At 68.9% G+C, this 20,081-nt stretch carries 15 protein-coding genes; 8 read left to right on the top strand and 7 right to left on the bottom strand.

What is annotated here, in order from left to right; all coding sequences use genetic code 11:
• The first annotated feature begins 7 nt into the window (after positions 1–7).
• The 4 genes from BME24068_RS04290 (at position 8) to BME24068_RS04275 (ending at position 6,464) form a co-directional block, all read left to right on the top strand.
• On the top strand, positions 8–2,182 hold the full coding sequence (locus BME24068_RS04290; RefSeq protein WP_174925247.1) for a malate synthase G: 2,175 nt from the start codon (positions 8–10) through the stop codon (positions 2,180–2,182).
• Positions 2,183–2,730: 548 nt separating this feature from the next.
• Positions 2,731–4,293 (top strand): sensor domain-containing diguanylate cyclase, encoded by a 1,563-nt coding sequence (locus BME24068_RS04285; protein WP_096508786.1) that lies wholly within the window; start codon positions 2,731–2,733, stop codon positions 4,291–4,293.
• Between the two features lie 116 nt (positions 4,294–4,409).
• Positions 4,410–5,789: a cache domain-containing protein gene (locus BME24068_RS04280; RefSeq protein WP_174925246.1), complete on the top strand. Its 1,380-nt coding sequence runs from the start codon at positions 4,410–4,412 to the stop codon at positions 5,787–5,789.
• Positions 5,790–5,819: 30 nt separating this feature from the next.
• On the top strand, positions 5,820–6,464 hold the full coding sequence (locus BME24068_RS04275; RefSeq protein ID WP_096508788.1) for a response regulator: 645 nt from the start codon (positions 5,820–5,822) through the stop codon (positions 6,462–6,464).
• A gap of 15 nt (positions 6,465–6,479) precedes the next feature.
• On the opposite strand, the gene BME24068_RS04270 is transcribed toward BME24068_RS04275, so the two are convergent.
• Positions 6,480–8,000, bottom strand: coding sequence for an MFS transporter (locus BME24068_RS04270; RefSeq protein ID WP_174925245.1), 1,521 nt, complete (start codon positions 7,998–8,000; stop codon positions 6,480–6,482).
• Between the two features lie 144 nt (positions 8,001–8,144).
• Here BME24068_RS04270 and BME24068_RS04265 point away from each other — a divergent pair, with 144 nt between their 5' ends.
• Complete coding sequence (locus BME24068_RS04265; protein WP_174925244.1) at positions 8,145–8,786, top strand: TetR/AcrR family transcriptional regulator; 642 nt, start codon at positions 8,145–8,147, stop codon at positions 8,784–8,786.
• 92 nt (positions 8,787–8,878) lie between these two features.
• Here the strand turns inward: BME24068_RS04265 and BME24068_RS04260 are convergent, their stop codons facing one another.
• Positions 8,879–9,475 carry an MlaC/ttg2D family ABC transporter substrate-binding protein gene (locus BME24068_RS04260; RefSeq protein ID WP_096508793.1) on the bottom strand — a complete coding sequence of 199 codons (597 nt, stop codon included), beginning with the start codon at positions 9,473–9,475 and terminating at the stop codon, positions 8,879–8,881.
• A 337-nt stretch (positions 9,476–9,812) separates the two neighbouring features.
• On the opposite strand from BME24068_RS04260, the gene hpnN reads away from it, so the two are divergent.
• On the top strand, positions 9,813–12,446 hold the full coding sequence (gene hpnN / locus BME24068_RS04255; protein WP_174925243.1) for a hopanoid transporter HpnN: 2,634 nt from the start codon (positions 9,813–9,815) through the stop codon (positions 12,444–12,446).
• Complete coding sequence (locus tag BME24068_RS04250; protein WP_174925242.1) at positions 12,439–13,455, top strand: MlaA family lipoprotein; 1,017 nt, start codon at positions 12,439–12,441, stop codon at positions 13,453–13,455. The genes hpnN and BME24068_RS04250 overlap by 8 nt, the downstream gene beginning before the upstream one ends.
• A gap of 105 nt (positions 13,456–13,560) precedes the next feature.
• On the opposite strand, the gene BME24068_RS04245 is transcribed toward BME24068_RS04250, so the two are convergent.
• The 5 genes from BME24068_RS04245 to BME24068_RS04225 form a co-directional block, all read right to left on the bottom strand.
• A complete protein-coding gene (locus BME24068_RS04245; RefSeq protein ID WP_174925241.1) occupies positions 13,561–14,268 on the bottom strand; it encodes a phosphorylase in 708 nt (235 codons plus the stop codon).
• 3 nt (positions 14,269–14,271) lie between these two features.
• A complete protein-coding gene (shc, locus tag BME24068_RS04240) occupies positions 14,272–16,245 on the bottom strand; it encodes a squalene--hopene cyclase (protein ID WP_096508797.1) in 1,974 nt (657 codons plus the stop codon).
• A 23-nt stretch (positions 16,246–16,268) separates the two neighbouring features.
• A complete protein-coding gene (gene hpnE, locus BME24068_RS04235) occupies positions 16,269–17,522 on the bottom strand; it encodes a hydroxysqualene dehydroxylase HpnE (protein WP_174925240.1) in 1,254 nt (417 codons plus the stop codon).
• A 4-nt stretch (positions 17,523–17,526) separates the two neighbouring features.
• On the bottom strand, positions 17,527–18,375 hold the full coding sequence (hpnD, locus tag BME24068_RS04230) for a presqualene diphosphate synthase HpnD (RefSeq protein WP_174925239.1): 849 nt from the start codon (positions 18,373–18,375) through the stop codon (positions 17,527–17,529).
• Positions 18,376–18,640: 265 nt separating this feature from the next.
• Positions 18,641–18,973 (bottom strand): hypothetical protein, encoded by a 333-nt coding sequence (locus tag BME24068_RS04225; RefSeq protein WP_096508800.1) that lies wholly within the window; start codon positions 18,971–18,973, stop codon positions 18,641–18,643.
• Positions 18,974–19,179: 206 nt separating this feature from the next.
• Between BME24068_RS04225 and BME24068_RS04220 the strand changes: the two genes are divergently transcribed.
• Positions 19,180–20,064: an alpha/beta fold hydrolase gene (locus tag BME24068_RS04220; RefSeq protein WP_174925238.1), complete on the top strand. Its 885-nt coding sequence runs from the start codon at positions 19,180–19,182 to the stop codon at positions 20,062–20,064.
• Positions 20,065–20,081: the final 17 nt, after the last annotated feature.

Below are 20,081 nucleotides of genomic sequence, written 5' to 3'. Positions count from 1 at the left end.
AATCACGATGATCGACCAAGCAGGACTGCAAGTCGCGCCAGCGCTCAGCCAGTTCATTGAAAACGAAGTACTGCCGGGCACCGGCATCGACAAGGCCGCGTTCTGGAGCGGTTTTTCGGCCCTGGTGCACGACCTGGCGCCGCGCAACCGCGAACTGCTCGCGGAACGCGACCGCCTGCAACAGGAACTCGACGCGTGGCATCGCGCGCACCCGGGCCCGGTGCGCGACCATGCCGCGTATCGCGCGTTCCTCGAACAGATCGGCTACCTCGTGCCGGCCCCGTCGACCGTCGCGGCAGCCACCGCGAACGTCGACAGCGAGATCGCCACGCAAGCCGGCCCGCAGCTCGTCGTGCCGCTGTCGAACGCGCGCTATGCGCTGAACGCCGCGAACGCCCGCTGGGGCAGCCTGTACGACGCGCTGTACGGCACCGATGCGCTGCCCGAAGACGGCGGCGCCGAACGCACGTCGGCCTACAACCCGACGCGCGGCCAGCGCGTGATCGACTACGCGCGCAACGTGCTCGACAACGCGGCGCCGCTCGCGAGCGGCTCGCACCGCGACGCGCTGCGCTACCGCGTGCAGGACGGTCAGCTCGCCGTCGAAACGGGCAAGGGCGTCACGCACCTCGCGCAGCCGGCGCAGTTCGTCGGCTACCAGGGCGCGGCCGATGCACCGTCCGCGATCCTGCTGAAACACAACGGCCTGCACCTCGAGATCCAGGTCGACGCATCGACCCCCATCGGCCGCGCCGATCTCGCGAACGTGAAGGACGTCGTGCTCGAAGCCGCGGTCAGCACGATCATCGACTGCGAGGATTCCGTCGCGGCCGTCGACGCCGACGACAAGGTCCAGCTCTACCGCAACTGGCTCGGCCTGATGCAGGGCACGCTCGTCGAGGAAGTCGCGAAGGGCGGCAAGACCTTCACGCGCCGCCTGAACGCCGATCGCGAATACACGGCGCCGGCCGGCGGCACGCTGTCGCTGCACGGCCGCTCGCTGCTGTTCGTGCGCAACGTCGGCCACCTGATGACGATCGGCGCGGTGCTCGACCGCGACGGCAACGAGATTCCGGAAGGGATCCTCGACGGCGTCGTCACCACGCTGTGCGCGCTGCACGACCTGAAGGCCAAGCGCAACTCGCGCACGGGCTCGATCTACATCGTGAAGCCGAAGATGCACGGCCCGGTCGAAGTCGCGTTCGCCGATACGCTGTTCGCGCGCATCGAGGATCTGTACAACCTGCCGCGCAACACGCTGAAGATGGGCATCATGGACGAGGAGCGCCGCACCAGCGTGAACCTCGCCGCGTGTATCGCCGCGGCCGCCGCGCGGGTCGCGTTCATCAACACCGGCTTCCTCGACCGCACCGGCGACGAGATGCACACCGCGATGGAAGCCGGCCCGATGATCCGCAAGGGCGACATGAAGTCGTCGGCGTGGATCCAGTCGTACGAGCGCAACAACGTGCTGGCAGGCCTGTCGGCCGGCCTGCGCGGCCGCGCGCAGATCGGCAAGGGCATGTGGGCGATGCCGGACCTGATGCACGCGATGCTCGAACAGAAGATCGCGCACCCGCGCGCCGGCGCGAACACCGCATGGGTGCCGTCGCCGACCGCCGCGACGCTGCACGCGCTGCACTACCACCTGGTCGACGTGCAGGCCGTCCAGCAGGCACTCGAAAAGACGCCGTACGCGAGCGAGCGCGACACGCTGCTCGAAGGGCTGCTGACCGTGCCGGTCGTCGAGCGCGCCGCATGGAGCGAGAGCGAGATCCTGAGCGAAGTCGAGAACAACGCGCAGGGCATCCTCGGCTACGTCGTGCGCTGGGTCGAACAGGGCGTCGGCTGCTCGAAGGTGCCCGACATCCATGACGTCGGCCTGATGGAAGATCGCGCGACGCTGCGCATCTCCAGCCAGCACATCGCGAACTGGCTGCGTCACGGCGTGATCACCGAGGCATTCGTGCTCGACGTGTTCAAGCGGATGGCGCGCGTCGTCGACCAGCAGAACGCGGGCGATCCGAACTACCGCCCGATGGCGCCCGGCTACGACCAGTCGACCGCGTTCAAGGCCGCGTGCGCGCTGGCGCTGCAGGGCACGTCGCAGCCGAGCGGCTACACCGAGCCGCTCCTGCATCAGTTCCGGCTCGCGTTCAAGGCGCAACAGCACGGCGGTTAAGCCCGCGCACGCGGGGTTTCCCGCATGCGCGCTTCGCGAAACGGGCGGCCATCACGGCCGCCCGTTTTTCATATCCGGTTCATGCAATCGCTGAAACGGATAATCGGTACGTATCGCACGACTTCGCCGTCCGGGTTCATCTGAGTTTAAGCGTGAAAATCGGCGGCCAAGCCGCGCGCGCCATGCCCGCAATGGCGCCGCCCCTTGCACTGCAACGCTTTGCGGGTTATCCGCAAGTATCGGTCGGCGCGATAATTTGATCCGGATCAACGAGTCGCGACATTTTCCGCGCGCGCGAATACGCGCGCTATACTCGGACCCATTCGCGCCGCCCGGTTCGTCGGATTGTCGAATCGCGGCAGATCGTGCCAGTGAATAAATGATTTAGCGGTTTATCCGGCCCGCAATTACCGATAATCGACGCCCGCTTTCCCGGCCGGTCGGGAGAAATCCGCACGGGGCGCCGCGTACCGGATCGCCGCCAGCGAATCATACGAACAATCGCATCGGCCCGCCGCCCGGCGGCGATGCCACTCGATCCTCGGACCATGGCAGAAACCGACTACGCAATGCCTGGCGAATCCGGCCTGTCAGGCCGTACCGCCGCCCGGCTGCGCCGGCTCCTGCTGCCGCACCTGATCTTCTATACCGGGTTGCTGATCGCGCTGCTGCTCCTGCTGCTGTGCTGCATCGTGCTGTACGAGGGCCGCATCGACGCCCTCGACCGCGCGCGCACCACGCAGCAGAACATCGCGCTGATGGCGTCGTGGGACATCGAGCGCAACATCGAGCTCTATTCGCTGTCGCTGGACGCGGTCGTCGAAGGCGAGAACGACCCCGAAATCGTCCGCCTGCCGATGGCGATGCGCCGCCAGGTGCTGTTCGACCGTGCGACGACGGCCAAATATCTCGGCGGCATCTACGTGCTGAACGCGAAGGGCGACATCTCGGTCGACGGCAAGAGCGACGTGCCGCGCAAGGCCAACTTCGCCAACGAGCCGTACTTCGCCATGCACCGCGACCACCCGGACGTCGGCCTGTACGTCAGCGATCCGTATCATTCGCGGCTGCGCGACGGCTCGCCGAGCATCGCGCTCAGCCGCCGGATCACGCGGCCCGACGGGTCGTTCGGCGGCGTCGCCGTCATATCGATCCGGCTCGAGTATTTCCAGAACCTGTTCTCGCGCCTGGCCCTCGGCGATCGCGGCTCGGTCGCGCTGATCAATACGGATGGCCTGATGCTCGCGCGCCAGCCGTACGACCCGACGATCGTCGGCCGCGACATCAAGCGCGCCAGCACGTTCCGGCAGTTCATGACCGCCAACGAGGGCAGTTTCCTCGATACCGCGTCGATCGACGGCGTGCAGCGCCTGTACGTGTTCCGGCACCTCGATCACCTGCCGCTGATCATCATGGTCGCGCGCTCGGAAGCCGACATCTTCGCCGCCTGGTACGACCGTGCCATTCCGATCGGCTCCGCGATGGCCGTGCTCGCGCTCGGCTTCGTCGGCCTGTCGCTGCTGCTCGACGTGCAGTTGCGCAAGCGTCACCGCGCGGAAACCGAGCTGCAGGCGCTCGCGCGCACCGACGGCCTGACCGGGCTCGACAACCGCCGGATGCTCGACGTCACGCTCGCGCGCGAATGGCGCCGCGCCGCGCGCTCGCAGCACGCGCTGTCGCTGCTGTTCGTCGACGTCGATCACTTCAAGCGCTACAACGACACGCAGGGCCACCAGGCCGGCGACGACGCGCTGTCGGCGGTCGGCCGCTGCATCGCCGGGTGCCTGCGCCGGCCGGCCGACTACGCGGCCCGCTACGGCGGCGAGGAATTCGTCGTGGTGCTGCCCGACGTCGACACGAACGGTGCCGTGTCGATCGCCGAGACGATCCGCACGGGCATTCTCGATCTCGGCATCCGGCACGATGCGGACACGTCCGGCTGCCTGACCGCGAGCATCGGCGTGACGACCTGCTATCCCGAACGCGACGACAGCATCCAGGCCGCGCTGAAGCTCGCCGACGACGCGCTGTACCGCGCGAAGGCGCGCGGACGCAACCAGATCGTCGTGCAGAACGCCGCGGGCACCGAACCCGAGCCGCGCCGGGCCTGACGCCGGTCGACCTCCCGCGCGGGCCGCCGCCGTCCGCACGCGAAATCGCCGACAATGTCGGCTCGCCGCGCCCCTCGCGCGGCGCGCGCCCGCCGGGCCGCGCCCGCCACACCACCATGAGACTCAAGGCAAAGATCTTCCTTCTGGCCATCGTGCCGTTCCTGCTCGCGATCGCCGGCATCGGCTTCGGCGTGCGCCAGCAGGCGACGTCGCTCGCGCGCACGCAGCACGCGACGATTCAGGCCGCGTACCTGTCGAGCAAGGAAGTCGAGCTCAAGCATTACGTCGAGCTCGCGACCAGCGCGATCATGCCGCTCTACGACGCGAGCGGCCGCAACGCGCGCGACGACGGAATGCTGCGCACCCAGGCGCTCGCGATGCTGCAAAAGATGGATTTCGGCCCCGACGGCTATTTCTTCGTGTACGACCTGCACGGCAATTCGCTGATGCATCCGCGCGAGCCCGAGCGCGTCGGTCACAACTTCTGGTCGATGCGCGACCCGCGGGGCGCGCTGACGATCCAGCAGCTGATCGGCGCCGCATCGCACGGCGGCGGCTTCGTGCGCTACACGTGGCAGCGGCCGTCCACGGGCAAGGCCGCGCCGAAGCTCGGCTACGTCGTCGCGCTCGAACGCTGGGGCTGGATGGTCGGCACCGGCATCTATCTCGACGACGTCGACACCGCGCTGCAGCGCATCGACGCGCGCGCGTCCGCGAACATCGAGCGCACGATGAGCTGGCTCACCGCGATCGCGCTGACCGGCGCCGCGGCGATCGCGGTGTGTGCGCTGGTGCTGAACGTCAGCGAGTCGCGCAGCGCCGATGCGAAGCTCAAGCAGCTCGCACAGCGCGTCGTCGAATCGCAGGAGCAGGAGCGCGAGCGGCTGTCGCGCGAGCTGCATGACGGGATCAGCCAGATGATGGTGTCCGCGAAGCTGATGCTCGAATCCGCGCTCGCGCGCTTCGAGCGCGGCGCGACGCGCATGCCCGAAGCCGAGCAGGCGCTCGCATCTGGTGTCGGGCGGCTCGGCGACACGCTGCGCGAAGTGCGGCGCATCTCGCATGCGCTGCGTCCGGCGATGCTCGACGATCTCGGTCTCGCCGCCGCGCTCGAACAGCTCGTGCGCGAGCTCGGCGCCGAAAGCGGGATCGACATCGGCTATACGCAGGTTGCACACAGCGGCGCGCGGCCGTTGCCCGCCGCCGTCAATACGGCGCTGTTCCGGATCGCGCAGGAAGCGCTCAGCAATATCGTGCATCATGCGCAGGCGTCGCGCGCGGCCGTCACGCTCGACGTCGGCGCGCATTCCGTCACGCTGACCATCGCCGACAACGGCTGCGGCTTCGACGCCGAACGGTCGCAGGCCGATGCGCGCCGCGGCATCGGCCTGCGCAACATGCGCGAGCGCCTCGATGCGCTCGGCGGCATGCTGACGATCACGTCGCAGGTCGGCCACACCGTCGTGGCCGCGCGCGTGCCGCTGCGTGCCGCCTGACGACGCGCCCATCACCGGAGACTTTTGCCCATGAGCGCCCCCGACACCGCCCGGCCCGCCGCCCGCCTGCTGCTCGTCGACGACCACCCGCTGGTGCGCGACGGCTTGCGGATGCGGCTCGAAGCGGCCGATCTGTCCGTGGTCGGCGAGGCCGGCAACGCCGACGAAGCGCTCGCGCTCGCCGCGTCGCTCGAACCCGATCTCGCGCTGATGGACGTCGGGATGAACGGCATGAACGGCATCACGCTCGCCGGCGTGTTTCACGAGCGCTTTCCCGGAATTCGCGTGCTGATGCTGTCGATGCACGACAACATCGAATACGTGACGCAGGCCGTGCGCGCCGGCGCGAGCGGCTACCTGCTGAAGGATTCGCCCGCGAGCGAGATCGTGCGCGCGATCGGCGCGGTGCTGGCCGGACAGACGTTCTTCAGCGAAGGGCTCGCCGTGCGGATGATCCAGGCGAGCGCGGCCGCGTCGCCGCTCGACCGGCTGACGCCGCGCGAACGCGACATCCTCGACGCGCTGGCCGAGGGATTGTCGAGCAAGCAGATCGCGCAGCAGACGGGGCTGTCGGTGCGCACGGTCGAGACGCACCGGCTCAACCTGAAGCGCAAGCTCGAGATCGAAGGGCAGGCGGAGCTGATCAAGTTCGCGGTCGAGCATCGGCGGCGGTAGGGCGGCACGGCAGCATCATTCCGGCCGCGAAGCCGCCACGCGCGATGCCTGCCCGTACGGCCGTTTCCGTTTTTCACGCCGCAGCACCAGCATCGCCGCAATCGCAATACTGAGGATCCCGGAACATCCCGTCGCGATCGAGAACCCGTGCGACATCGCGTCCCGATATGCGCCGAGCATTTCCGTGCGCCCCGCCGCAAACACATGCTCCATCACCGCCTGCCGCGCCAGCGTACCGGCTTCGGCATGACCGGCCGCCTGCATCGCCGCCGTCATCCGGTGCACCGCGCCGACGCTCATCAGGCTGCCGAGCACCGCAATCCCCATGCTCATCCCGGTCTGCCGCAGCGCATTCATCGTCGCCGAAGCCATGCCCGCGCGTTCGGCCGGTGCAAGATCCATCACGGCCATCCCCGTTGCCGGCACCGCGAGCCCCATGCCGATGCCAAGCAGCGCCAGCGCGAAGCCGACCGGCACGTAAGGCGTGCCCGCACCCAACCCGGCCATCGCCGCAAGCACGATTCCGGTCAACCCATATCCGGCCACCATCAGCCGATGCAGCGGCACGCGCGCCGCGATCTGCCCGAACAGCATCGACGTGATCGCCGTCATCACGAACTGCGGCATGAGTTGCCAGCCGGCTTCGGCCGGCCCGCGCCCCTGCGCCTGCTGCAGGAACAGCGACAGAAAAAACAGGCTGCTGTACCCGGAAAAGCCGAGCACGAACGAGGCGAGATTGGCCCGCACCAGCCGCCGATCGTGAAACAGCCACACGGGCAGCAGCGGCCGCGCGACACGCATTTCGACGCGAACGAACGCGACGAACGCCAGCGCCGCGCCCGCGAGCGGCGCGAGCACCTTCGTGTGCGACACGCCGGCCTCGCCGATGCCGATCAGCCCGTAGGTCAGCAGGCCGAGCCAGATCACGCTCAGCGCCTGTCCGAGCGGATCGAACGCCGCATGCTCGGGGTGCCTGCGCTCCGGGATGCCCCACGCGCCGAGCAGCACCGCGCCGATGCCGATCGGCACGTTGACGACGAAGATGTTCTGCCAGCCGCCGTGCTCCACCAGCAGGCCGCCCAGCAGCGGCCCGAGGATCAGCGCGAGCGCGCTGAACGCGGACCAGCCGCCGATCACGCGAGCCCGCTCGCGTGCGTCCGGAAACGCATGCGTGAGGATCGGCATCGCGCCGGGAATCAGCAACGCACCCGCGAGCCCCTGGATCGCGCGCCCGACGAGCAACGGTTCGAGCCGGCTCGCGCACGCACAGACCACCGACCCCGCGGTGAACAGGACCACGCTGCCGAGCCACACGCGCTTGTGCCCGTAGCGGTCGCCGAGCGGCCCCGCCGACAGCATGAACGCCGATAGCGCCAGCGCATACGCGTTCACGACCCACTGCAGGCCGCCGATGTCGGTGTCGAGCGCGGTCTGCAGCGTCGGCAGCGCGACGTTGACGATGCTGATGTCGAGCGTGGCAAGAAACGTCCCCAGGCAAGCAGCCAGGACGAGGGCGGCGCGGCGAGAGCGAGGCATGGCGGTCGGCCCGCAACGGGCATATTGATGAGAATTATTCTCATCTTATATTTCGACTGACCGTCGGTCAATGGATTGAATTGGCTGCGCCCGAGCCGCTGCCCTAAACTGCGGGCTTTGCATGAACGGGCGTTGAGCCACGCGATGACGGACAGGACCAGTACCAGGACCACGACGACAAAAGACGATGCCCCGGCGGGCAAGACGCCGCGCACGAAGCCGGCGGAAGTCCGCCTCGACGAGTTGATGGCCGCGGCCGAAACGCTGTACCTCGCGCAAGGCGTCGACGCGACGACCATCAGCGAGATCGTCGAGCACGCACAGGTCGCGAAAGGGACGTTCTATCACTACTTCGAATCGAAGTCCGACATGCTGGCCGCGCTCGCGCAGCGCTATACGGCATCGTTCCTCGAGCGGCTGCAGCAAGCGGTGGACGCGTGCGCGGAAGGCGACTGGCTCGGCCGTCTGCGCGCGTGGATCCGCACCAACATCGAGACGTACGCGGCGACCTACCGCACGCACGACATCGTCTACGCGAACCATCACCACCACGATCGCACGAATGCCGACCGGAACGCGATCGTCGAACAGCTGCGCGCGATTCTCGAAGGCGGCGCACAGGCCGGCGCATGGCGGCTCGCGCATCCGACGGTCACCGCGCTGCTGATCTACGCGGGCGTGCACGGCGCGACCGATCACATCATCGCGGCGCCGGACACCGATCGCGCGACGTTCGTCGAAGCCGTCGTCGCGGACTGCCTGCGGATGCTCGGCATCGACGCATAGCGCGCGGCGCGGCCGACAGGCCGCGAACCCGCAACGAAAAAGGGCGCCGCGGGGCGCCCTTCGTGCATGAACCGCGGACCGCCCGACGGCGATCAGTTCGTCCGCGAGTTGTGCTTCTGCAGATACGTGATCAGCCCGTCGATGCCGCCCGACGCGAGCTGGCTCTTGAACTGCCCCTGGTAGACCTGGATCAGCCACGCACCCGACATGTCGATGTCGTAGATCTTCCAGTCGTTGCCGACCTTGCCGAGCCGGTAGCCGACCGACTGGCTGTCGCCCGGCGTCGCCACCGTCGACTGCACCAGCGCATCGGCGCCCGACGCGCCGCCCGCCTTGAACGAGAACTTCGCGTCCTGGCTGCCGAGCTGCGCGAGCGACGCGGCATAGGTACGCGTCATCAGCAGCTTGAACTGCTTGTACAGCTCCTGCTGCTGTTGCGGCGTCGCCTGTTTCCATGCATCGCCCACGGCGATGCGGGTCGTGCGCTCGAAATTGGTCGCCGGCAGGAAGCGCTGCTCGACGACTTGCGTGACCTTCGTCATGTCGCCGCCGCGCGCGGACGGATCGGCCTTCATCGCGTTGACGGTGCCTTCGACCGCATTGCGGACGACGTCGACCGGCGCGCTCTGCGCGAAAGCGGAAACCGACACGGCGGCCGCCGCGACAAAAGCAAACAGATGACGTTTCATACGGATATCGCACTTGATGAGAAAAAACGGCCGGCCGATTGCATCGATTGCATCGATTGCATCGGCCGGTGGGTCGAAGTATAGCGGCCCCGGCGCCGGCCTGTCGTGCAGTGACCGACTGTTACCTTTGAGCCCCTTTTGTCACACGGGCCGCCGCGGCGCGATCCCGGCCGATTTATGTAAATATCCCCATACCCATCGCCGGCCCGTCCGCACCGATTCCCGCGCCGCGGAGCAAATATCCTTCCCGCCCCATCACGCGCCAACGTCGCGACCGACGCCACGTTGCGCCGGTATACTCGTTCCTTTGCCCTTTCCAGCCCCACCGCACCGCCACATGGTGACCTCTCTCATCGTCCGACTCGTTGCATGGTCGGTACGTCGGCCCGTCTGGGTCGTCGTGCTGTCGTTCATCATCGCCGCCTTCAGCGGTGTCTATGTCGCGCAGCACTTCAAGATCAATACCGACATCAGCAAGCTCGTCGATGCCGAGCCGCAATGGGCCGCGCTCGGCCAGGCCGTCGACAAGGCGTTCCCGCAACGCAACGGCACGATCCTCGCGGTAGTCGAGGCGCCCGCGCCCGAGTTCGCCGCGGCCGCCGCGCACGCACTCACCGACGCACTGCAGAAGCAGGCCGACGCCGGCCGCATCGGTCAGGTCGCCGAACCGGGCGGCGGTCCGTTCTTCGAGCACAACGGGCTGCTGTTCCTGTCGCAGCAGGAAGTCTCGGACACGACGTCGCAGCTCGCGAGCGCGCGTCCGCTCGTCAACGAACTCGCGAAGAACCCGAGCCTGACCGGCCTCGCAACCACGCTGTCCACCACGCTCGGCCAGCCGCTGCTGACCGGCCAGGTGAAGCTGCCGGCGATGGCCAAGCTGCTCGCGCGCAGCGCGGCCACGGTCGACGACGTGCTGGCCGGCAAGCCGGCCGCGTTCTCGTGGCGCGCGCTGGTCGACAGCGATGCCGCGCGGCAACCGGCGCGCGCATTCGTCACCGTGCAGCCGGTGGTCAACTACGGCGCGCTGAAGGCCGGCGCCGAAACGACCCAGGTGATCCGCGACACCGCGAAATCGCTCGGCCTCGCGCAACGCTACGGCGCGGTCGTGCGCCTGACCGGCGAACAGCCGCTCGCCGACGACGAATTCGCGTCGGTGGAAGACGGCGCGGCACTCAACGGCGCGCTCACGCTGCTCGTCGTGCTCGGCATCCTGTGGCTCGCGCTGCGCTCGAAGCGGATGATCGGCTCGGTGCTGGTCACGCTGTTCGTCGGCCTCGTCGTGACCGCCGCGCTCGGCCTCGCGATGGTCGGCTCGCTGAACATGATCTCGGTCGCGTTCATGGTGCTGTTCGTCGGCCTCGGCGTCGACTTCTCGATCCAGTACGGCGTGAAATACCGCGAGGAGCGCTTCCGCGACCCGCGCATCGATCACGCGCTGATCGGCGCCGCGCACTCGATGGGCATGCCGCTCGCACTCGCCACCGCGGCGGTCGCGGCGAGCTTCTTCTCGTTCATCCCCACGGCCTATCGCGGCGTGTCGGAGCTCGGGCTGATCGCGGGCGTCGGGATGTTCGTCGCCCTGCTGACCACGCTCACGCTGCTGCCCGCGCTGCTGCGCCTGTTCGCGCCGCCGGGCGAATCGAAGACGCCGGGCTTTCCGTGGCTCGCGCCCGTCGACGATTTCCTCGATCGCCATCGCAAGCCGATCCTGATCGGCACGCTCGCGGTCGTGATCGGCGCGCTGCCGCTGCTCGCCTTCCTGCACTTCGACTTCAACCCATTGCACCTGAAAGATCCGCACAGCGAATCGATGGCGACGCTGCTCGCGCTGAAGGATTCGCCCGAAGCGGCCGTCAACGACGTCACGCTGCTCGCGCCGTCGCTCACCGATGCCGACGCAGCCGCGCAGCGCCTCGATGCGCTGCCGGAAGTGGGGCGCACGACGACGCTGTCGACCTTCATCCCGCCGGACCAGCCGGCCAAGCGCGCCGCGATCGCCGCGACCGCGAGCGACCTGCTGCCCGCGCTGACGCAGCCGGCCGCGCCGCCGGCAACGGACGCGCAGCGCGTCGCCGCGCTCAAGCGCGTGTCGGACCTGCTGAGCTACGCAGCGGAAGATCACCCGGGCCCGGGCGCCGCCGCCGCGCAGCACCTGTCGGGCTCGCTCGCGAAGCTCGCGGCCGCCGACAGCGCGACGCGCGACCGCGCCGAGCGCGCGTTCTCCGACACGCTGCGCATCGCGCTGAACCAGCTCGCGACGCTGCTGCAGCCGCAGGACATCACGCGCGAATCGCTGCCGACGCAGCTCGTGCGCGACTGGATCGCGCCGGACGGCCACGCGCTCGTGCAGATTTCGCCGAAGGTGCCCACGGGCGTCGACCCGAACGACGACACGATGCTGCGCCGCTTCGCGAAGGCGGTGAAGGCGGCGGAGCCGGGCGCGATCGGCGGCCCGATCTCGATCCTGCACTCGGCCGACACGATCATCAACGCGTTCCTGCACGCGGCGCTGTGGTCGATCATTTCGATCACGATCCTGCTGTGGATCACGCTGCGCCGTTTCGGCGACGTGCTGCGCACGCTGATACCGCTGCTCGTGTCGGGCCTCGTGACGCTCGAGATGTGCGTCGTGCTCGGCATGTCGCTCAACTTCGCGAACATCATCGCGCTGCCGCTGATGCTCGGCGTCGGCGTCGCGTTCAAGGTGTACTTCGTGATGGCGTGGCGCGCGGGCCAGACGGGCCTGCTGCATTCGAGCCTCACGCACGCGGTGCTGTTCAGCGCCGCGACGACGGCGACCGCCTTCGGCAGCCTGTGGCTGTCGCATCATCCGGGTACGTCGAGCATGGGCAAGCTGCTCGCGCTCGCGCTGACCTGCACCCTGATCGGCGCCGTGGTGTTTCAGCCCGTCCTGATGGGCAAACCGCGCGTCAAACGCGCCAAGAACCAATCGCAAGGAATCAATGAATAAGGTGCGAATCATTGCGGCGACCGTCGCTGCCAGCGCGGTGCTGAGCGGCTGCGCGACGGGCCCGAACCGCAACCCCAACGACCCGCTCGAGCCGATGAACCGGGCGATGTACAAGTTCAACGACACGGTCGACACGAACATCGCCGTGCCGATCGCGAAGGGCTACCAGAAGATCACGCCGACGCCGATGCGCACGGCGATCAGCAACTTCTTCTCGAACCTCGGCGATCTCGGCAACATGGCGAACAACCTGTTGCAGCTGCGCATTACCGATGCGACGCAGGATCTGATGCGCGTGGCGATGAACTCGCTGTTCGGCGTCGCCGGCCTGATCGACATCGCGACGCCGGCCGGGCTGCCGAAGCACCACCAGGATTTCGGGCTGACGATGGCGCGCTGGGGCGTGCCGTCCGGCCCGTATCTCGTGCTGCCCGTGTTCGGGCCGAGCACGTTCCGCGACGGCGTCGGCCGTGCGGTGGACGTCCGCTTCAACCTGCTGAACTACATCGAGCCGGCTGCGCGCAACCCGATGTACATCGCGCAGTTCATCAGCGCGCGTTCGGACCTGCTCGGCGCGACCGACCTGCTGAAACAGGCGGCGCTCGATCCGTATTCGTTCGTCCGCGATGCCTACCTGCAGCAGCGCAAGTCGCTGACGTATCACGGCCAGTCGTCGTCGGCCGCGCTGCCGAACTACACCGAGCCGGGCGAATCGGGCGCGGTGCCGGCGGCCACGCCGGCCGTGCCGGGGCTGCCGAACTACGAGGATCCGGGCGAGTCGGGCGGCGCATCGGGCGCCGCGCCGAACAATGCGCCGGCCGCGCCGGGCTTGCCGCAGTACGACGATCCGGGTGCGGACAGCGTGGCGCCCGCGAGCGCACCAGCCGCGGCGTCCGTGGCCGCACCGGCATCCGCACCGGCCGGTGCGACGACGGCGCCGGCCGCCAACGGCGAGCCGATCGCACCGGCAATGCCGACGCTGCCCGCGAGCAGTCCTGCCGCGCCGTAACGCGGCGCTGCACCCGCGAGCAGGACCCGGAGCGCTGCATCATGCAGCGCTCTTTTTTTGCGCAGTCGAAAAAGAAAGGGAAAGGGGAGAAGCGGCGAACGCCGCTCAGACGATCCGCAATGCGCCCGCACGCTCGAACGCGTGCCGCGCCTGGATCAGCGTCGTGCGTGCCGCACGCGCGTCGCTGGCGACCTGCAGCAGCGGGCCGAGCTGCGACGGCTGCTTCAGCAGTTCGCGCAGGATCGGCAGGATGGCCGTGCTGCCGTCGTCGCGCAGGCCGGCCGTCGCCGCGCGCGGCAGCGTGCGCCACGCCGGGTCGACGATCGCGCGGCACACCGCGAACGGCACGCCGCGCGCCGCCGCGAACGCGGCCGCGATGTGCGACTCCATGTCGACCGCGAGCGCGCGCTTCGCATGATGCAGCGACGTCTTGTCCTGCTCGCTGATCACCGGCGCGCCGACAGCCGCCATCGTGCCGAGCGTGACGCGCGCCCACACCGGCGTGTCGTGCAGCGCCGCGACGAGCCGCGCGCTCCAGCCCGTGTCCGTCCGCACGCGGCCGAACGGCCCGTCGACCGCGTCCGCGATCACGAGCGCGCCGGGCACCAGATCGGGCGCGAGCCCGCCCGCCGTGCCGAAGCTGACGATGCCCGCACAACCGCGTGCGGTCGCTTCGGCCAGCGCCCGTTCGAGCCGGTCGGCCCGCGCGGCGAACACCGCCTCGACCCCGTGGCCGCGCGCGATGCGCGCCTCGAACGCCATCCCCGTGACGGCGATGACGGGCAACGTGCCGTTGCGCTGCGTCGCGGCCACGCGTCAGATCCCGACCGTCACGCGCGTGGCGTTCGCGCGCTTCAGGTTGCGATAGCGCGCGAGCGCCCACAGCGGGAAGAACTTGCGATAGCCGTGATAGCGCAGGTAGAACACGCGCGGGAAGCCGGTCGCCGTGAAACGCGTCTCGTCCCACAAGCCTTCGTCGTTCTGCCGGGCGATCAGGTAGTCGACGCCGCGTGCCACGGCCGGGTTGTTCACCTCGCCGGCCGCCATCAGGCCGAGCAGCGCCCAGGCCGTCTGCGACGCGGTGCTCGGCGCCTGCTCGAAGCCGCGGTAGTTCAGCTTGTAGCTGTCGCCGTCCTCGCCCCAGCCGCCGTCCTTGTTCTGGATCGACAGCAGCCACTGCGCGCCGCGCTTCATGCGCGGATCGTCCGGCGTCAGGCCGGCCGCGTTCAGCGAGCACAGGGCCGTCCACGTGCCGTACACGTAGTTCATCCCCCAGCGGCCGTACCAGCTGCCGTCCGGCTCCTGTTCCTTCAGCATGTAGTCGAGCGCGCGGCGGGCCGGTTCGCTGTTCAGCGGCGTCTCGCCGAGCTGCGACAGCATCGACAGGCAGCGGCCCGACACGTCGGCCGTCGGCGGATCGAGCAGCGCGCCGTGATCCGAGAACGGGATGTTGTTCAGGTAGTACTGCGTGTTTTCCGGTTCGAACGCGCCCCAGCCGCCGTCGCTGCTCTGCATGCCGACGACCCATTCGCGCGCACGCGCCATCGATTCGCGATACGTGTCCGTGTGCCGGAGCTTCTGCGCCCGGTCCATCGCCATCACGACCACGGCCGTGTCGTCGACGTCCGGGTAATGCGCGTTCGCGTACTGGAATGCCCAGCCGCCCGGCCGCACGTTCGGGCGGCGCGAGATCCAGTCGCCGCGCACGTCGAGGATCTGCAGCGGGCGCAGCCAGTCGAGGCCGCGCATCACGGCCGCCTCGGCGCGTGCGTCGCCGGTTTCGAGCAGCGCATGCGCGGCGAGCGACGTGTCCCACACCGGCGACAGGCACGGCTGGCAATACGCTTCGTCCTCGTGCACGACGAGCAGCTTCTCGACCGACTGGCGCGCGATCGCGCGATTCGGATGATCTTCCGCATAGCCGAGCACGTCGTACATCATCACCGCGTTGGCCATCGCCGGATAAATCGCGCCGAGGCCATCCTCGCCGTTCAGGCGCTCGTCGACGAACGACACGGCCTGACGGATCGCGCGCTCGCGCGTGTAGCTCGGGAACAGCCCGTCGGCCGCGCGCAGCGCATGGTCGACCACGCGGAAGAACGCGAACCAGCCGGGGCTCTGGTGGCCCTGGCGCGGCAGCAGCCCGGCGTTGACGGGCGGGTCGATGAACAGCTCGTCGATGCGCACGCCGCGCGGATTCTTCGCGAGCGGGCGCTTCGCGTTCAACACCAGCAGCGGCACGATCACCGTCCGCGCCCAGTACGACACCTTCGACAGATGGAACGGGAACCACTGCGGCAGCAGCATGATCTCGACCGGCATCATCGGCACCGCGCGCCACGGAATCGCACCGTACAGCGCGAGCTGGATGCGCGTGAACACGTTCGACATCTCCGCGCCGCCCATCGCGTGGATCGCACGGCGCGCGCGCTGCATGTGCTCGGCGTTTTCGTCGTCGCCGATCACCTTCAGTGCGAAGTACGCCTTCACGCTCGCGCTGATGTTCGGCGCGCCATCGGTAAACAGCGGCCAGCCGCCGTCCGCCTGCTGGATGCGGCGCAGATAGCGGCCGATCTTCTGTTCGAGCTCGAGGTTCGGCGTCTCGCCGAGATAGTGGACGAGCAGCACGTATTCGGCGGGAATCGTCGAATCGGCCTCGAGTTCGTAGACCCAGTGTCCGTCCGCTTTCTGTGCGGCCAGCAGCGCGTCGGTTGCGCCGGCAACGGCCGCGTCGAGCCCGGCCGGCGTGGTGCCGGCGGACAGGGTAGCTATATCGGTGAGATCGTTCATCGGTCCCTCTGTTGCTCTGTTGCTTACTGTGTCTGGAGCACGTCCGCGGCCAGCTGGCCGGAGCGGATCGCGCCCTCAATCGTGGCGGGCAGGCCGGTGGCAATCCAGTCGCCCGCCAGCACGAGATTGGTCCAGCGCGTTCGCACGGCCGGACGCTTCATTTCCTGCGACGGCACCGCCGCAAAACCCGCGCGCGGCTCGACGACGAGCTGCCACGCGGGAAGGGTGTCCGGGTTCGCGCCGCTCACGCGCGCGACGTCTTCCCAGATGCGCCGCGCGAGCACGTCGCGCGGCATGTCGAGCCAGCGGCCCGCGTCCCGGATCGTCGCCGCGAGCGGGCCGCCACCGGTACGCACCGCGTCGACCACGCCGTTGACGACGCTCGTCTGCAGCGGGCTGCCGGCCGGCGCCTCGACCGCGAAATAGGCGGTCACGACCGCGCCGAACGTGTCGGGCGCGGTCAGATCCGGTACGAGCGGCTGCGCGACCTCCGGCGGCACGGCCAGCACGACTGCGTCGCCCGGCGCGAGATCGATGCGCTCGCCGCCGATCGCCACCGCGTCGACCGCGTTGCCGTGCGCGCCGAATTCGAGCGCGTCGAGCCGCGAGTTCAGCCGGATCTGCGCGCCGCCATGCTGCAGCATCCGCAGCGCCGGTTCGACGAAGGCGCTGCCGAGCCCGTGGCGCGCGACGCGCGGACGGCAGCCGGGGCCGCCCGCGGCGAACATGCCGCACAGCGCCGCGCGCGCGAGTTCGGCGCTCGCGTGACGCGGCTCGACATTCAGCACACCGAGGAAAAACGGCCTCAGCCAACGTTCCCACAGCACGCCGTCGCATCGCATCGTCTGTGCGAGTGAGCGGCCCGTGCGCGCGAACGCGAGCGACGCGAGCACGAGGTAATCGAACGGTGTCGTCCCCGGCGCGCGCGCTGCCGCGTCGAACAGCCACGACGGCCAGCGTCCGTCGCCGAAGCGCAGCGTCCAGCGCTGCTGCGACGCGACGTCGACCATCGCGAATTCAGGCAGCGCGGGCCCCGCGAGCTGATCGGCCGCGCCGATCGCGCGCAGATAGCGCTGCATGGCGGGTTGCCCCGCGAAAACCTGATGCAGCCCGCTGTCGAGCGTCGTGTTCAGCGTCCCGTCGAACCACGAGCGGCAGCGGCCGCCCGCGTGCGCATGCGCGTCGTGCAGCACGATGCGCCGCCCGCGGCGTTGCAGCTCGACGGCAGCCGACAGGCCCGCGAGTCCTGCACCGATCACGTGGACGGTTCTGGGCATCGGCTCAGAACAGCGCGTAGCGCGCGGCGATCATCAGCATGCGCGCCTTCGGCTTGCGAAGCGGCGCGCGCGGCGCGGCGAAGCCGCGCGCGATCGCGGCGTCGAGAATGCAGCGGTACGCGCCCGACATGATGCGCGGCGCCTTCACCTGCGCGCGCGTGCAGGTGTCCATCACCGCGTCGGCCTGGCGGAAGTGCTCGATTGCACGCTCGACGAGCGTCGCGCACACGCGCGGCAGCGCCGGATCGCGCACGATCGTCGCCGGATCGGTGATCGCGATGCCTTCGCGCGCGAGCAGCTCGCGCGGCAGGTAGCAGCGGTTGATCGCCGCGTCGTCGTCGATGTCGCGCAGGATGTTGGTCAGTTGCAGCGCGCGGCCGAGGTGGTGCGACAGCGTGATCCCTTCCGCTTCCGGGATCCCGAAAATCCTCACCGACAGACGGCCGGCCGCGCTCGCCACGCGATCGCAGAACAGGTCGAGGGTCGGCTCGTCGGGTGCGCAGATGTCTTCGACGGCGTCCATCGCCATCCCGTCGATCATCGCGTGGAAGTCGTCGCGCTGCAGGTTGAATGCGCGGATCTCGCGCTCGAGCGCCACCAGATGGCGCGGCGGCCGGCCGGCGAAGCATGCGTCGATGTCCGCGCGCCAGCGATCGAGGCCCGCGTTGCGCTCGGCGCGCGGCAGGTCGCTGTCGGCGATGTCGTCGACCGCGCGGCAGAACGCGTAGACCTGGAACATCGCGTCGCGCTGCACGGCCGGCAGGATGCGCATGGCCAAATAGAAAGAACTGCCCGATGTGACGGCAGCGGCGTCGGTTTCTTGTTCGTCCACGACGAGATTGGAAACGGCCAAGACGAGCTCCACGGAGACACCCACGCGGGGCGATTGAAGAAGCCATGCCCGGCTGGGTTGGTCAGGGCGTCAAATGCGTGCGAGATATGCGAACGATCGACGCAGACAGGCACAAATTACCGGCCGGAAGCCGGAATTGGGCGAAAGTATAGCAATCTTTGAAGTTCGATGGCGGACACGCGCCATGCCTGGCGGGCCGCCCGGGGCAGCGCCGGGCCGGCGGGGCCGGCCGCGGCGACGGCGGCGAACGGCATCGCGCCGCCCGTCAGCCGTAAACGATGTCGCGCTGCAGATCGAGCGCGATGAGCCCCATTTCCCGGGTCAGTTGAAGCATCGAGCGGCGTTCGAGACGCGAACCCATGAAGCTCGTCACGTGCCCGTCGGATTCCGCCGTGAACTGGAACGACGGGCCGCCGGTGCCGAACCATGCGCCCGGCACGTCGGGCGACTCCTGCCAGTCGATCTGCTCGAATACGCGCGCGATTCCCGCGCGCACCGCGTCGCTCGGGCCGATCGGCGGCGCAATGTCGCCCAGGTCGTCGAGGGAATAGGGGCCGGGCTTGTCCGGCTTCCGATAGAAGAGGTAGTCGACGTTCATGAGGCGTAATCGGGAACAAAGCGTCAAATTAACGCGCTTCCGCGCAAAATCAAATCAGATATGGACGAAATGTGGCCGGCACGAGACAAAAGGGCCCGATCGTGACAACCGATACGAATGCGTGCTTCATCGGGTCGGCGCATTGATGCTTGAACGCGCGCGGCATCGTCTAAGATGAACGTCCTTCTCAAAAAAACACGGACACCATGGAGACGAACGTAACCGCCACCCCGCAGTCCGGCCATCCCGTTTTCGTGCTCGTGCACGGCGCGTGGCACGGTGCGTGGTGCTACGCGCACGTCGGGGCCGCACTGGCCGCGCGCGGCTATCTGTCGATCGCGCGCGACCTGCCGGCGCACGGCATCAATGCCCGCTTTCCCGCGTCCTATCTCGAACGGCCGCTCGACAAGGAGGCGTTCGGCACCGAGCCGTCGCCGGTCGCGAACACGACGCTCGACGACTACGCGTCGCAGGTGATGCAGGCCGTCGACGACGCTTACGCGCTCGGCCACGGCAAGGTCGTCCTGGTCGGCCACAGCATGGGCGGCCTTGCGATCACGGCCGCCGCGGAGCGCGCGCCGGAGAAGATCGCGAAGGTCGTCTATCTCGCGGCGTTCATGCCCGCGTCCGGCGTGCCGGGCCTCGACTACGTGCGCGCGCCCGAAAACAAGGGCGAGCTGCTCGGCCCGCTGATGCTCGCGAGCCCGCGCGTCGCGGGTGCGCTGCGGATCGATCCGCGCAGCGGCGACGCCGCGTATCGCGAGCTGGCCAAGCGCGCGCTGTACGACGACGTGCCGCAGGCCGACTTCGACGCGGTGGCGAACCTGATGACCTGCGACGTGCCGGCCGCGCCGTTCGCGACCGCGATCCCGACGACCGCCGCACGCTGGGGCGCGATCGACCGTCACTACATCAAGTGCCTGCAGGATCGCGTGATCCTGCCCGCGCTGCAGCAGCGCTTCATCGACGAGGCCGACGCGTTCGCGCCCGGCAACCCGACGCACGTGCACCAGCTCGACAGCAGCCACTCGCCGTTCATGTCGCAGCCCGCCGTGCTGGCCGGCGTGCTGGCGGACATCGCGAAAAGCTGAGCGCCGCAGCCACCGCC

It is taken from the genome of Burkholderia anthina, assembly GCF_902498995.1.
GTDB classification, from domain to species: Bacteria; Pseudomonadota; Gammaproteobacteria; order Burkholderiales; family Burkholderiaceae; genus Burkholderia; species Burkholderia anthina.
Note: the sequence above shows the minus strand (reverse complement) of the source record. Positions and strands in the feature narration are given on the sequence as shown.

What these genes read in the sequence shown, in the direction of transcription:
- BME24068_RS04290 (WP_174925247.1), top strand. Translation starts at nt 8, where the DNA reads ATGATCGACCAAGCAGGACTGCAAGTCGCGCCAGCGCTCAGCCAGTTC.
- BME24068_RS04285 (WP_096508786.1), top strand. Translation starts at nt 2,731, where the DNA reads ATGGCAGAAACCGACTACGCAATGCCTGGCGAATCCGGCCTGTCAGGC.
- BME24068_RS04280 (WP_174925246.1), top strand. Translation starts at nt 4,410, where the DNA reads ATGAGACTCAAGGCAAAGATCTTCCTTCTGGCCATCGTGCCGTTCCTG.
- BME24068_RS04275 (WP_096508788.1), top strand. Translation starts at nt 5,820, where the DNA reads ATGAGCGCCCCCGACACCGCCCGGCCCGCCGCCCGCCTGCTGCTCGTC.
- BME24068_RS04270 (WP_174925245.1), bottom strand. Translation starts at nt 8,000, where the DNA reads ATGCCTCGCTCTCGCCGCGCCGCCCTCGTCCTGGCTGCTTGCCTGGGG.
- BME24068_RS04265 (WP_174925244.1), top strand. Translation starts at nt 8,145, where the DNA reads ATGACGGACAGGACCAGTACCAGGACCACGACGACAAAAGACGATGCC.
- BME24068_RS04260 (WP_096508793.1), bottom strand. Translation starts at nt 9,475, where the DNA reads ATGAAACGTCATCTGTTTGCTTTTGTCGCGGCGGCCGCCGTGTCGGTT.
- hpnN (WP_174925243.1), top strand. Translation starts at nt 9,813, where the DNA reads ATGGTGACCTCTCTCATCGTCCGACTCGTTGCATGGTCGGTACGTCGG.
- BME24068_RS04250 (WP_174925242.1), top strand. Translation starts at nt 12,439, where the DNA reads ATGAATAAGGTGCGAATCATTGCGGCGACCGTCGCTGCCAGCGCGGTG.
- shc (WP_096508797.1), bottom strand. Translation starts at nt 16,245, where the DNA reads ATGAACGATCTCACCGATATAGCTACCCTGTCCGCCGGCACCACGCCG.
- hpnE (WP_174925240.1), bottom strand. Translation starts at nt 17,522, where the DNA reads ATGCCCAGAACCGTCCACGTGATCGGTGCAGGACTCGCGGGCCTGTCG.
- BME24068_RS04225 (WP_096508800.1), bottom strand. Translation starts at nt 18,973, where the DNA reads ATGAACGTCGACTACCTCTTCTATCGGAAGCCGGACAAGCCCGGCCCC.
- BME24068_RS04220 (WP_174925238.1), top strand. Translation starts at nt 19,180, where the DNA reads ATGGAGACGAACGTAACCGCCACCCCGCAGTCCGGCCATCCCGTTTTC.